11 protein-coding genes are annotated in these 13,383 nt (G+C 66.4%); 3 read left to right on the forward strand and 8 right to left on the reverse strand.

Annotation, left to right across the window (positions count from 1 at the left end):
• The first annotated feature begins 128 nt into the window (after nucleotides 1-128).
• On the forward strand, nucleotides 129-1,976 hold the full coding sequence (locus tag D7S86_RS21495) for a S8 family serine peptidase (protein WP_121089150.1): 1,848 nt from the start codon (nucleotides 129-131) through the stop codon (nucleotides 1,974-1,976).
• Nucleotides 1,977-2,019: 43 nt separating this feature from the next.
• Here D7S86_RS21495 and D7S86_RS21500 read toward each other — a convergent pair whose 3' ends face one another.
• From D7S86_RS21500 to D7S86_RS21510, 3 genes are read right to left on the reverse strand one after another with little or no spacing between them, the layout of a single operon-like run.
• The gene (locus tag D7S86_RS21500; protein ID WP_121089152.1) at nucleotides 2,020-3,459 is read right to left on the reverse strand and encodes an NAD(P)(+) transhydrogenase (Re/Si-specific) subunit beta; all 1,440 of its coding nucleotides are present in this window, start codon (nucleotides 3,457-3,459) and stop codon (nucleotides 2,020-2,022) included.
• Nucleotides 3,456-3,770 (reverse strand): NAD(P) transhydrogenase subunit alpha part 2, encoded by a 315-nt coding sequence (locus tag D7S86_RS21505; protein WP_121089154.1) that lies wholly within the window; start codon nucleotides 3,768-3,770, stop codon nucleotides 3,456-3,458. The genes D7S86_RS21500 and D7S86_RS21505 overlap by 4 nt, the downstream gene beginning before the upstream one ends.
• 18 nt (nucleotides 3,771-3,788) lie before the next feature.
• On the reverse strand, nucleotides 3,789-4,931 hold the full coding sequence (locus D7S86_RS21510) for a Re/Si-specific NAD(P)(+) transhydrogenase subunit alpha (RefSeq protein WP_121089156.1): 1,143 nt from the start codon (nucleotides 4,929-4,931) through the stop codon (nucleotides 3,789-3,791).
• 304 nt (nucleotides 4,932-5,235) lie between these two features.
• Here D7S86_RS21510 and mnmA point away from each other — a divergent pair, with 304 nt between their 5' ends.
• The gene (gene mnmA, locus D7S86_RS21515; RefSeq protein ID WP_276313531.1) at nucleotides 5,236-6,408 is read left to right on the forward strand and encodes a tRNA 2-thiouridine(34) synthase MnmA; all 1,173 of its coding nucleotides are present in this window, start codon (nucleotides 5,236-5,238) and stop codon (nucleotides 6,406-6,408) included.
• A gap of 176 nt (nucleotides 6,409-6,584) precedes the next feature.
• On the opposite strand, the gene D7S86_RS21520 is transcribed toward mnmA, so the two are convergent.
• Nucleotides 6,585-7,196: a glutathione S-transferase N-terminal domain-containing protein gene (locus tag D7S86_RS21520; protein ID WP_121089160.1), complete on the reverse strand. Its 612-nt coding sequence runs from the start codon at nucleotides 7,194-7,196 to the stop codon at nucleotides 6,585-6,587.
• Between the two features lie 538 nt (nucleotides 7,197-7,734).
• Between D7S86_RS21520 and purB the strand changes: the two genes are divergently transcribed.
• Nucleotides 7,735-9,120: an adenylosuccinate lyase gene (purB, locus tag D7S86_RS21525; RefSeq protein WP_121089162.1), complete on the forward strand. Its 1,386-nt coding sequence runs from the start codon at nucleotides 7,735-7,737 to the stop codon at nucleotides 9,118-9,120.
• A gap of 178 nt (nucleotides 9,121-9,298) precedes the next feature.
• Here the strand turns inward: purB and D7S86_RS21530 are convergent, their stop codons facing one another.
• The 4 genes from D7S86_RS21530 to D7S86_RS21545 form a co-directional block, all read right to left on the reverse strand.
• Nucleotides 9,299-10,054 (reverse strand): PqiC family protein, encoded by a 756-nt coding sequence (locus D7S86_RS21530; protein WP_121089164.1) that lies wholly within the window; start codon nucleotides 10,052-10,054, stop codon nucleotides 9,299-9,301.
• Nucleotides 10,051-11,706: a PqiB family protein gene (locus tag D7S86_RS21535; RefSeq protein ID WP_121089165.1), complete on the reverse strand. Its 1,656-nt coding sequence runs from the start codon at nucleotides 11,704-11,706 to the stop codon at nucleotides 10,051-10,053. Before D7S86_RS21535 ends, D7S86_RS21530 begins: the two co-directional genes overlap by 4 nt.
• A complete protein-coding gene (locus D7S86_RS21540; protein ID WP_240648342.1) occupies nucleotides 11,699-12,304 on the reverse strand; it encodes a paraquat-inducible protein A in 606 nt (201 codons plus the stop codon). Before D7S86_RS21540 ends, D7S86_RS21535 begins: the two co-directional genes overlap by 8 nt.
• Nucleotides 12,305-12,444: 140 nt before the next feature.
• Nucleotides 12,445-13,155 (reverse strand): paraquat-inducible protein A, encoded by a 711-nt coding sequence (locus tag D7S86_RS21545; RefSeq protein ID WP_121089169.1) that lies wholly within the window; start codon nucleotides 13,153-13,155, stop codon nucleotides 12,445-12,447.
• Between the last annotated feature and the right edge of the window lie 228 nt (nucleotides 13,156-13,383).

Genomic DNA, 13,383 nt, shown 5'->3' on the forward strand with positions numbered 1-13,383 from the left:
CGACCGCATTCGCCGCGAAATCCGTAAGCGCACGATGGTTTTGCGATGCCGGTATGGCCGGTTTACGGCAGAGGCCTGATTGACGAGCCGCTAGGGTGAGCGTGTTGGCTGACCCTCGGAGCGCGTCCATGTCCCCATTCTCTTTTTCGGCCGGTATCGTGTTGTGCGCGATCGGCGCCGGGTCCTTCGCAGCTGTCGCGAGCGCCGAGCCGCTCATGCTTTACAACGTGTTGAAGCCGAAGAGCGTGAATTTCGGGACGCAGGCGCAGCGCCCGCCGGAACGCGAAGCGGATCCGTTGTTCCCGTTCCAGTGGCCGTTGCTGAACCGCGGCAATCTGTTTCTGCCCGGACCGTACACGCGCGGCATCGATTTGAACGTCGTGCCCGTCTACCGGCAAGGCATCACGGGCAAGGGGGTTCGCGTCATGATCGTCGACGGCGGTCTCGACGCGCGCCACGAGGATCTCGCGGCGAATGTCGACCGCTCGATGCTGCATAGTTTCACCAATACGAACGACGCCTCGGCGACCGATGTCGGCTCGGACGATGGCGTTTCGCACGGTACGGCAATGGCCGGTATCGTCGCCGCCGTGGCCCGCAATGGTGTCGGTGGACGGGGTGTGGCCCCCGGCGCGACGCTGGGCGCCGCGCAATTGCTCGCGGGGGGCGAGCGGCCCGATGAGCGGGCGTTGATGCAGACCTACGGCGGCGCGCCGTTCAGCCGCAATACGGATGTGTTTTCGGCGTCGTACGAGATGTTCATCGGCTTGCCGGAATTCCACGAGTTCGAAAGCGACAGCGAAGTGCGCGCACTTGCGCAATTGCCGGGTTTGCGCGGCGGTCGAGGCGCCGTCGTCGTCAAGCCGTCCGGTAACGAGTTCGACGGCATGGGCGACGTGCGATGCCCGCGCGCGAAGTATGTTGGCCTCACGTGCGGTCATGCCGCGTTTTCGGTCGCGCGTCTGTTGCCGCAGACGATCGTCGTGAGTTCGGTCAACGCGACAGGCAAACGCTCGAGTTTTTCAAACACGGGAGCCAATGTACTCGTCGCGGGACTGGGCGGCGACGACGCACCGACCCCGGCAGGCTCGGCGCCGCTGCGATGGATCACGACCGACATCTCGGGGTGCGAGCGCGGCGTCGTCGCGCACACACCGACGGTCGAGGTCGAGCACCTCACCGATTTCGAGACGCCCGGCACCTTGTTGTTCGGCGCGCTCAACGCGCGCTGCAACTACCTCTCCATTTCGAGCGGCACGTCGTCGGCCGTGCCGAGCGTCGCCGGCGTCATCGCACTGATGCTGGAAGCGAATCCCGCGCTGACTTGGCGCGATATCCGTGTGATTCTCGCGCGCACATCGCGGCGCGTCGATGCGCAGAGCGCGCCCTTGAGCGTGCTGCTCGCCGATCGGAGTGCTTATGTCGCCGAGCCCGGATGGACGCGCAACGGCGCGGGCCTCTGGTTTCACAACGCATACGGATATGGGCTCGTCGATGCGCAACGCGCCGTCGACGTGGCGCGGAATTGGCCGCGCCATTTGAGCGGCCCGATGCCGAGCACCGAGTGGGTCGGGCTGGCGCGGCTCCAGGCGACGGATCCCGCGCGGCGCGTCGCGATTCCTCGCGGCAAAGCCGCGGGCGCCTCGGATACGATCCGCGTGCCGCAGTCGGGGCTGGTCGAATTCGTTCAGGTGCGCGTGGCGCTCGACAAGGTCAACTTCTCGGATCTCGCGATCGAGCTGACCTCGCCGTCGGGCACGCGCAGCGTGCTGCTCACGCCGTACACAATGCTCGACACGCCGGAGTTGTCGGGCGAGGTGGTCTTCGCCTCGAACGCGTTCATGTCGGAGCGTATGGACGGCGCGTGGACCTTGCGTGTCGTTAACACGGGCTTTGCGAATCCGCTCGATCCGAACGACGCGGCGGCGCAACCCTCGCTCCTGGGCTGGGCCATCCGCGTGATGGGCGACGCGTGATCGCGCGCAGTCCGTGTGGATGAGACTGTTCGGCGCGCGTGGCTTATTCGACGGCCTTGACCATGTCCTCGACGACCTTCTTCGCGTCGCCGAACACCATCATCGTCTTGTCCATATAGAACAGTTCGTTGTCGAGGCCCGCATAGCCCGACGCCATCGAGCGCTTGTTCACGATGACGGTCGCCGCCTTGTAGGCCTCGAGGATCGGCATGCCCGCGATCGGCGACTTCGGATCCTTCGCGGCCGGGTTCACGACGTCGTTCGCGCCGAGCACGAGCACGACGTCGGTCTGCCCGAACTCGGCGTTGATGTCCTCCATCTCGAACACCTGGTCGTACGGGACCTCGGCCTCGGCGAGCAGCACGTTCATGTGTCCGGGCATGCGTCCCGCGACCGGATGGATCGCGTATTTGACCTCGACGCCTTTCTCGACGAGCTTGTCCGTCAGCTCCTTGAGCGCGTGCTGCGCGCGCGCCACCGCGAGCCCGTAGCCGGGCACGATGACGACGCTCTCGGCATTGCCGAGCATGAACGCCGCATCGTCGGCCGATCCCGACTTGACCGGACGCTGCTCGGTCGCCGCGCCGGTGCCCGCCGACGCCTCGCCGCCGAAGCCGCCTAGGATCACGTTGAAGAACGAGCGGTTCATCGCCTTGCACATGATGTACGAGAGGATCGCGCCCGACGAGCCGACGAGCGAACCCGCGACGATCAGCATCGAATTGTTCAGCGAGAAGCCGATGCCGGCCGCCGCCCAGCCCGAGTACGAGTTGAGCATCGACACGACGACCGGCATGTCCGCGCCGCCGATCGGGATGATGATCAGCACGCCGAGCGCGAACGCGACGAGCGTCATGAGGATGAACGGCAGCCACAACTGCGAGAGCACGAAGATCACGCCGAAGCCGATCATCGCGATCGCCAGCAGCAGATTGATCAGATGTTGGCCCGCATAGACGACCGGCGCGCCCTGGAACAGCCGGAACTTGTATTTGCCCGAGAGCTTGCCGAACGCGATGACCGAGCCCGAGAACGTGATCGCGCCGACGAACGTGCCGATGAACAACTCGACGCGATTGCCGTGCGGCACGGTCGGGTCGCCGACCGGCGCGAGCCCGAACGCCGACGGCTCCGAGACGACCGCATACGCGATACAGACAGCCGCGAGCCCGATCAGCGAGTGCATCGCCGCGACGAGTTCGGGCATCTTCGTCATCTCGACGCGGTTCGCGACATAGGCGCCGATCGCGCCGCCGACCACGAGCGCGCCGAACAGCAGCGCGAGACCCGTGCCGAGCGGCACCTGCATCTCGACCGCGCGGTTATAGATGAGCGCGAGCGTCGTGAGCACGGCGATCGTCATGCCGCTCATGCCGAACACATTGCCGCGCCGCGCCGTCGTCGGATGCGAGAGGCCCTTGAGCGCCTGGATGAAACAGACCGACGCGACGAGATAGAGGAGGGTGACGACTTCGTAGCTCATCGCGCGCCCTCCGTGTTCGCGGCGTCCTTCTTCGGTGTCTTCTTGCGGAACATTTCGAGCATGCGCCGCGTGACGAGAAAGCCGCCGAACACGTTGATTGCCGCGAGCAGCACGGCGATCGTGCCGAACACTTTGCCGGCGGGGCTCACCGTGAGCGCCGCCGCGAGCATCGCGCCGACGATCACGATCGCCGAGATCGCGTTCGTCACGGCCATCAGCGGCGTGTGCAGCGCGGGTGTCACGGTCCAGACGACGTGATAGCCGACGTAGACGGCCAGCACGAACACGATCAGGTGGTTGACCAGTTCCATGGTGTCTTGTTCTCCCCGTTAAGCCTTGCGGGCGCGCTCGCCGTCACGCGCAAGCAGGGTGGCGGCGACGATGTCGTCGTCGAGGTCGATCGTGAGCCGGCCGTCCTTGTCGACGATCAGCTTGAGGAAGTCGAGCAGATTGCGCGCATAGAGCGACGACGCATCGGCCGCGACGGTCGCGGGCAGGTTCGTATGCCCGACGATCTGCACGCCGTGCCGCACGACGGTCTTGTCGGCCTCGGTCAGCGGACAGTTGCCGCCGCGCCCGTGCGGCTGCTCGATGCCGCGGCCCGCCGCGAGATCGACGATGACCGAGCCCGGCTTCATGGCCTTGACAGTCTCTTCGTCGATGAGCGTCGGCGCGGCGCGCCCCGGGATCAGCGCGGTCGAGATCACGATGTCGGCCTGCTTGAGCCGTTCGTGGACGGCCGCGGCCTGCCGCTTGAGCCACGCGGGCGGCATCGGCCGCGCATAGCCGCCGACGCCCTGGGCGGCTTCCTCTTCTTCGGCCGTCTCATAGGGCACGTCGATGAACTTCGCGCCGAGCGATTCGATCTGCTCCTTGACCGCGGGACGCACGTCCGACGCTTCGATGACGGCCCCGAGCCGCTTCGCGGTCGCGATCGCCTGCAGACCCGCGACGCCCGCGCCGAGCACGACGACGCGCGCCGCCTTGACGGTGCCCGCCGCGGTCATGAGCATCGGCATGAAGCGTTGATAGAGGGCCGCCGCCATGAGCACCGCGCGATAGCCCGCGATATTGGCCTGAGACGACAGGACGTCGAGACTTTGCGCGCGCGTCGTACGCGGCGCGGATTCGAGCGCGAACGCGGTGAGCCGCGCCGCGGCGAGACGATCGGCCTGCTCGGTGTCGAACGGATCGAGCATGCCGATCAGCACCGTGCCCGGTTTCATATACGGCAGTTCGGCGTCGCTCGGCGCGCGAACCTTGAGCACGATGTCCGCGCCGAACGCGGCGGACGCATCGACGATCTCGGCGCCGGCGGCGCGGAACGCGTCGTCGGTGAAGAACGCGTGGGCCCCGGCGCCTGCCTGGACGAGTACCTGGTGTGACGCGCTGGCGAGGCGTTTGACCGTTTCCGGCGTCGCCGCGACACGCGTTTCTCCCTCCCGCACTTCGGCGGGTATGCCAATGCGCATTACGTTACCCCCTTGTTCGTGGACCGGACGGGGCGCGACACGCACCGTCCGGGAGATGAAACCGAGGCTGGTACGACTGTGACTGACGTGGGCACGACTTTAACCGACATTGCGTCGAAAAACTGTCGGGGCTCGCCCCGGCGTCGCGCGGCGCGCGCCGATCGGCAGACTCTACCGAAAGCGGTATGCGCGGACGCGGGCGTTCCGTGCGTCGGGCCGCACGCGTCCAAGCGCGCCGCGAGCCTTCCCGGTAGAATGCGAAGTCATTGAATCCTGAAGGAATTTCCCGAGACGCGACCGGCGCATCCCTGCATCGCCGACGCTCCGGGAAACGGTCGAACTTATGGCGAAGCAAAAGGTGGTGGTGGGCATGTCGGGCGGCGTCGACTCGTCGGTGACGGCCTGGCTGCTCAAGGAACAAGGGTATGACGTCGTGGGCCTGTTCATGAAGAACTGGGAGGACGACGACGACGGCGAGTACTGCTCGACGCGGCAGGACTGGATCGATGTCGTGTCGGTGGCCGATCTGATCGGTATCGATGTCGAGGCGGTCAATTTTGCGGCCGAATACAAGGACCGCGTGTTCGCGGAATTCCTGCGCGAATATTCGGCCGGCCGCACGCCGAACCCCGACGTGCTCTGCAACGCCGAAATCAAGTTCAAGGCTTTTCTCGACCATGCGATCGCGCTCGGCGCCGACACGATCGCGACGGGCCACTACGCGCGCGTGCGCCGCGCGGACGACGGGCGTGTCGAACTGCTCAAGGCGAAGGACCTGACGAAGGACCAGAGCTACTTCCTCCATCGTCTGACGCAGTCGCAGCTCGCGCGCGCGATGTTCCCGCTCGGCGAGATCCCGAAGACCGAAGTCCGGCGCATCGCGGCCGAGATCGGCCTGCCCAACGCGAAGAAGAAGGACTCGACCGGAATCTGTTTTATCGGCGAGCGGCCGTTTCGCGAGTTCCTCAACCGGTATCTGCCGACTCAGCCGGGGCCGATGCTGACCGACGACGGCAAGCGCGTCGGCGAGCATATCGGGCTTGCGTTCTACACGCTCGGGCAACGCAAGGGCATCGGCCTCGGCGGCAGCCGCGACGGCAGCGGCGAGCCGTGGTTCGTCGCGCGCAAGGTCGTTGAGACGAACACGCTCTATGTCGTGCAGGGTCACGATCATCCGTGGCTCGCGGCGCCTTCGCTCGACGCGATCGACGCGAGCTGGGTCGCGGGCGAGCCGCCCGCGCCGGGCGCGAAGATCGCCGCGAAGACGCGCTACCGGCAATCCGATGCGGCATGCACCGTCGCGCGCGTCGGCGCGGCCCATGCGTTCTCGCTCGATTTCGCGGATCCCCAGTGGGCCGTCACGCCGGGCCAGTCGGCCGTGCTCTACGACGGCGACGTGTGCCTCGGGGGCGGCATCATCGAGCACGCGGTACCGGCGTCCGATCGCTCGGGCACGCACGCCGCGGTGGCCGCCTGATCCGGAATCGGATCGCGGGCTTCGAGGGGGCCGCACGGGCCGAGGCCCGGGTTCGACACGCGGGCCTTGATTCAGGGCTCGAGGCTCGGAGTACAAGGCTCAGGGCACAAGGCTCAAAAGCTCAAGCTCAGGGCCCAAGGCTCAAGGCCCAAGCCGGGCTCCGAGGGTGACGCCGCCTAGTCGTGCGGCACGGTGTCGGCGAACGACGGACGCTGCATGAGTTTGTCGAAGTGCTTGGCCAGATTCGGATGCGTGTCGCGCCATGCGATCTCGGGCATTCTGAAGTCCAGATAGCCGAGCGCGCAGCCGATCGCGATATCGGCGAGCGTCTGGTGATTCGACGCGCACCACGCCTTCTCTCCGAGTCCCTTCGACATCGCTTCGAGTCCGTGCTCGACCTTGCGCGTCTGACGCGCGATCCAGCGCGCGCTGCGTTCGGACGCGTCGCGCAGCATATATTCCTGACGGATCAGCACGGCCGCTTCGTTGACGCCGTCGCCGAGCGCCTCCCAGCAGCGGACTTCGGCGCGCTCGCGGCCGCCGGGCGGAATCAGCTTGCCCACGGGCGTCATCGTGTCGACGTATTCGCAGATCACGCGCGAGTCGAACACGGCCTCGCCGTCCTCCATGACGAGGCACGGCACCTTGCCGAGCGGGTTGTACGTATCGATCTGGGTGTCGGCGGACCAGACGTCTTCGAGCACGAGTTGATAGTCGATCTTCTTTTCAGCCATGACCACGCGTACCTTGCGGACGAATGGGCTGGTCAGCGAACCGATGAGTTTCATCTTTGCCCTTCAAATTAACCACGGGGAGTATAAGCGGCTCGCCATTAACGCTTCGATGCGGCTTCAGGATTACACCATGGCCGCTCGCCATGCGGGCAGCCGGATCGGGCTGCGCGGCATGCGGCGTCACGGATGGCGCGCAGGGCGCCGTACCGTGTGCATGCGAACAGACGCGCGCGGGCCGGCCGGGCACGCACGCGGATCGCGGTGCGGCGGCCGGATCCGTGCCCGTGTGGCGGTGATGCCCTGTGACGGCTGGGGATAATCCGAGAGTGGTCTGCGACGATCCGTGGATAGTCGGGAATGATCTGAGATTGGCGGGGGGCGATCCGAGCGGGGCAAGCGTCGATCCGGGCTGATTGACGGATGATTCCGCGATGATCGGGGATCGTCGGCGGCGGCCGCGCGGGCCTCATGCGTCGACGATGGTAAAATCGCGGGCTCCTTCCCGACGTACCGATCCGTGTGCGTTTGCGCCCGACATCGCCCCCGCGATGCGCGTCGCGAGCGTCGCGCGGTTCCTTTGCCCAAGCCGATCATGTCCGAACTCCGCCCCGATTCCCTGACCGCCCTGACGGCGCTTTCGCCCCTCGACGGCCGTTATGCGTCGAAGACCGAAGCGCTGCGCGACTGGCTGTCCGAAGCCGCCTTCATGCGCCACCGCGTCCAGGTCGAGATCAACTGGCTCATCGCGCTGTCGCACGCGGGTCTGCCCGAAGTGCCGCGCTTCTCGGCGGCGGCCGAGCAGCATCTGCTCGCGCTCGTCGAGCGCTTCTCGACGGCCGATGCGGCGCGCATCAAGGACATCGAGCGCGTGACGAACCACGACGTCAAGGCCGTCGAGTACTGGCTCAAGGAGTCGGTCAAGGGCCAGGCCGAACTCGAACGCGCGAGCGAGTTCATCCATTTCGCGTGCACGTCCGAAGACATCAACAACACGTCGCACGGCCTCATGCTCAAGGGCGCGCGCGAACACGTGATGCTGCCCGCGCTGCGCAAGCTCCACGACAAGCTTGTCGCGCTCGCGAAGGATCACGCGGCGCTGTCGATGCTCTCGCGCACGCACGGTCAGCCCGCGAGCCCGACGACGCTCGGCAAGGAACTCGCCAACGTCGCCGCGCGTCTCGCGCGCGCGATCGAGCGGATCGCGTCGGTACAGCTGCTCGGCAAGATGAACGGCGCCGTGGGCAACTACAACGCGCATCTGAGCGCGTATCCCGAACTCGACTGGGAAGCGTTTTCGCGCGACGTCGTCGAGCAGCGTCTGGGTCTCACGTTCAACCCGTACACGATCCAGATCGAACCGCACGACTACATGGCCGAACTGTTCGACGCGGTGTCGCGCGCGAACACCGTGCTGCTCGACTTGAACCGCGACGTCTGGGGTTACATTTCGCTCGGCTATTTCAAGCAGCGCCTGAAGGCCGGCGAGATCGGCTCGTCGACGATGCCGCACAAGGTCAACCCGATCGACTTCGAGAACTCGGAGGGCAACCTCGGTCTCGCGAACGCGCTGCTGCGCCATCTCGCGGACAAGCTGCCCGTGTCGCGCTGGCAGCGCGACCTGACGGACTCGACCGTGCTGCGCAACATCGGCGTCGCGTTCGGCTATTCGCTGCTCGCCTACGACGCGTGCCTGCGCGGCCTCGACAAGCTCGAAGTCAATCCGCAGCGTCTCGCTGAAGATCTCGACAATTGCTGGGAAGTGTTGGCCGAGCCGGTACAGACCGTCATGCGCCGCTACGGCATCGAAAACCCGTACGAGCAGCTCAAGGAACTCACGCGCGGCAAGGGCATCACGCGCGAAGCGCTGCAGACGTTCGTGCGCGGCCTTGCGATTCCCGACGAAGCGAAGCAACGCCTGCTCGAGATGACGCCGGGTTCGTACATCGGCAAGGCGACCGAGCTCGCGAACCGGATCTGAGACGTCCGAGACGTTGAAGCGCCGAGGCGCAAGGACGTAGAGACATAAGGGTGTAAGGGCGCCGAGACGTAAGGGCGCCGAGACATTAAGACCGTTGAAACGAGAAGGGCCCCCGCGGCATGCAGTGCCGCGGGGGCCCTTTGGTTTTTCCGCCGGACGCGCTGGCGCGCCTAGACCGTTACGGGCACGTCGGCATCGGCACTGCCGGGGCCTGTGCGATGGGCTTCTGCGTCTTGCCCGTGGGCACGACGGCCTTCGCCGCCGACGGCGGCGTGCCGGGCACGTCGCCGAGTTGCGTGATCACGCCGCCGATATCCGCCGCGATCTGATCGAGCGCGCGCCGATGGCCTTGCGCGATCGCATCGTATCCCGCTCCGATCGTTTCGTTGACGACCGAACGACACGTCATGACCGGCAGGTCGGACTGGTTCTGCGCATCCGTGCGCCGCACGGTCCAGACCATGTCGATCGACGTGGCCGAGCCGGGCACCGAGATGAAGCGCCGCACGGTCAGGCCGATCCGGTAGACCGGCTGCTTGGCCGGATAGGCCGCGCGATAGACGTCGATCGTATGCAGCGAGCGCGTCAGATATTCCGACACGGCCGCCGAGATCTCCGTCTGCAGCGGCGCGATCCAGCGCTGGTGTTCGGCGACGTTGACGCGGCCGTCGCCGAGATCGACGACCATCTGCGCGCGCGCGACCTCGTCAGGCACGGTGGCGTCGCCGACCTCGATGTAGAACGGCGCGGCCTCGGCCGCCGACGGCTTGTAGAGCGTCGCCGCGTCGCGTCCGCGCAGCGTGTAGAAGTGATCGGGCGGCGTCGATGCGCAGCCCGCGATCAGCGAAGCCGCCGCCACGGCCGCGCAGAGCGGCGCGGCGAGACGGTGGGCGCGCCGCGCGGCGAGGGCTTTTATTGTTTGAATCGGCATCATGGTTTGGTGTCCTCGGAGGGATCCTGCGGCTTGCCGCGCAGCAACGATTCAGGATGCCGCTCGAGATAGTCGGCAAGCTGGTTGAGCGATTGCATCGTGCGGTTCAGTTCCTGGATCGCATGCGTCACGTCGGATTGGAGCGGCGAATCCGCCTGGAGCACCTGGTTCGCCGAACGGAACGTCTTCTGCGCTTCTTCGAGCGTCGCCTTCGCTTCGGGCGCGAGTTCGGTGTTCAACTGGCCGAACAGCAGATTCGCGTTCTTGAGCGTGTCGTTGAGGTTGTTGCCGATCTGGTCGAACGGGATCTTGTTGAGCTTCGTCGCGATATCGGCGACCTGCTGCTGGAGTTCGTCGAGCGTGCTCGGCGTCGTCGGCAGTTCGACCGGATCCTTCGAGAAGTCGAGCTGCGCCTGCTCGACGTGCGGGAAGAAGTCGAGCGCGATATAGAGCTGGCCCGTCAGCAGATTGCCGCTGCGGAGCTGCGCGCGCAGGCCGTGCTTGACCATCGCCGACAGACGCGAGCGCCCGGCTTCGGTGCCCGGTTGGGCGCCCGCGTTGAAGCCCGAGCCGAGCCGCGTCGGGTAGATGTCGACGGCGACGGGCATCTGGATCGTCTTGCTCGCGCGGTCGTACTCGACGCCGATCGAGACGACACGTCCGAGCGTGATGCCGCGGAAGTCGACCGGCGCGCCCGGCGTGAGGCCGCGCAGCGACTGGTTGAAGCGCATGATCACGCGCGTCGGAATGCCGTCGGGATCGCGCATCGCATCGGGCTCGTCGGTCGCGAGACGGTACGACGTGTTCTCGCCCATCGGGTCGCCGGGCGGCTGGCCCTGCGGACTTTCGAACGCGACGCCGCCCGCGAGGATCGCGGCGAGCGATTGCGTATCGAGCTTGATGCCGTTCGCGTCGAGCCGTACGTCGATGCCGCTCGCCTGCCAGAAGCGCGTATTGCTGCGCACGTACTGGTCGTACGGCGCGTTGACGAACACGCGCACGGTCACGCCGCTGCCGTCGCGATTGAGGTCGTAGCCGACGACCTGGCCGACCGTGATGCGCCGGTAGAACACGGGCGAGCCGATATCGAGCGAGCCGAGCGAGTCGCCGCGTAACACGAACTGGCGGCCCTTCTGGTCGCCCGTGACGGCCGGCGGCTGTTCGAGGCCGACGAATTCGCGGCGCTCGTCGTGCGAGCGGCCCGCGTCGACGCCGATATACGACCCCGAGAGCAAGGTCGACAGCCCGGAGATGCCGCTTGCGGCGACGCGCGGACGCACGACCCAGAAGCGCGTGTCGGCGACCGCGAAATTCTCGGCCTGCTTCGTGAGCTCGACCTCGATGAGCACATGCGAGCGATCGGGCGCGAGCGTGATGCGCTTGACCTCGCCGATGTTGACGTTCTTGTACTTGACCGTCGTCTTGCCCGCATCGATGCCTTCGGCGGTCAGGAAGCTGATCGTGATCGTCGGACCGCGGTCGGCGACGGTCTTGATCGCGAGCGTGATGCCGATCACGGCCGCGAGCAGCGGGATCAGCCAGACGAGCGACGGCAGCCAGCGCCTGCGGCGCTGGACGATGGGCGTCGGAATATCGCCGGCCAACGGCAGCGGATCGTCTGAGTCAGGCGGTTCGGGCCGTTCGCCGTTAGTCATGGTGTTGTCCTGAGTTTTCGATGGTGTCCCAGATCAGACGCGGATCGAACTGTTGAGAAGCGAGCATCGTGAGCACCACGACGAGACCGAACGCGATGGCGCCCGGCCCCGCGTAGATCGTCGCGAGCGACTGGAAATGGACGAGCGCGACGGTCAGCGTCACCACGAAGACGTCGAGCATCGACCATCGGCCGATGAACTCGACGATCCGATAGAGGCGCGTGCGTTGCATCGGCCGCCAGCGCGCACCCGCTTGCGCGGTGCCCGCGAGGAGGGCGAGCACGACGAGCTTGAGCATCGGCACCATGAAGCTCGCGATGAACACGATGATCGCGAGCGGCCACGAGCCCGAGGTCCAGAAATAGACGATGCCGCTCATGATCGTGTCGTCCTCGTCGCCGAACAGCGACGACGTGTGCATGACGGGCAGCAGGTTCGCCGGCAGATACATGATCGCCGCGGAGATGAGCAGCGCCCACGTCCGCGTCAGGCTGTCGGGTCTGCGCGAGTGCAGCGTCGCGCCGCAACGGCGGCACGTTTCGCGTTCGGCGCCGGGCACGTGCCGGTTCAGCAGGCCGCACGAATGGCACGAAATCATGCCGCAGCGGCGCGCGGTCAGATAGGTCGCGTATTCGGGCGCCTGCGGAGAGGGCGAGGGCGCCGGGTGCGTGGATGCCGGGGATGTCGAGGACGTCGCTGCCTCGGGCGTCGGCGATCGATCGGGCGTCGCGGGCGTATTCATGAGGGCCTCGTGGTCGCGTCGCGGGAGGAGGGGACGGCTGCGGCCGGCGTCGATGCCGTGGCATCGCGCGCGGCGTTCGCGCGCAGCGCGGCCAGCCGCACGATCGTGTCATCGGCGAGGTCCCAGAGATCGCGCGGATCGAACGTCACGAGCGAGGCGCTCAGGAACGTCAGCGCGCCGAACGCGAACATCGCGATTTCCGGGATCACGCGCGCGATGCTCGTCATTTTGACGACCGTGATCAGTACGCCGAGCATGAACACTTCGATCATGCCCCAGGGCCGCACGGCCTGAACCGTGCGCAGCACGCGATCGAATCCCGCGGGCTTGTGACCGAGACGCAGCGGCAACAACAGATAGATGAGCGCCATCAGTTCGATGGCCGGAAAGACGATCGTCGCGAGCGCGACCATGGCCGCGATCAGCGTGCGGTCGCCGTTCAACAGATTGATGACCGCGCCGATGAGCGTCGTGCGCGTCGTCAGTCCGTTCGTTTCGAGTTCGACGATCGGAAACGCGTTCGCGATCACGAACGTGATGAGCGCCGCGAACGCGACCGCGAGCTCGCGGTCGGCCGAACGCAGGCCGACGTGCCGATAGAGCGTCGAGCCGCATCGCGTGCAGCGCGCGGATGCGACGCCGATCAGGTGCTGCTTGTGATGTAGCGCGTCGCAGACTTCACACGCGACGTAGTTGTCTTGGTCCATGCAATTCGTCGATCGGACTGGCGATCGGTTGGGAACGATGACACGGGCGCCTTCGGTAGCACGCGCCATGGTACCAAACACCCATGACACCGCGTCATACGGTCGTTCGGCACGCACGCACCGGCACGCGTTTCGGCCTATACTGGACGCCGTTCGTTGCTGCGTCAAAGATTAATGTGCTGCGGATCGACCGGCGCGCCGTCGTGTGGGCGCCTCGGGACCGCTGGC

The organism is Pararobbsia silviterrae (genome assembly GCF_003628125.1).
In the GTDB taxonomy this organism is placed as follows: domain Bacteria; phylum Pseudomonadota; class Gammaproteobacteria; order Burkholderiales; family Burkholderiaceae; genus Pararobbsia; species Pararobbsia silviterrae.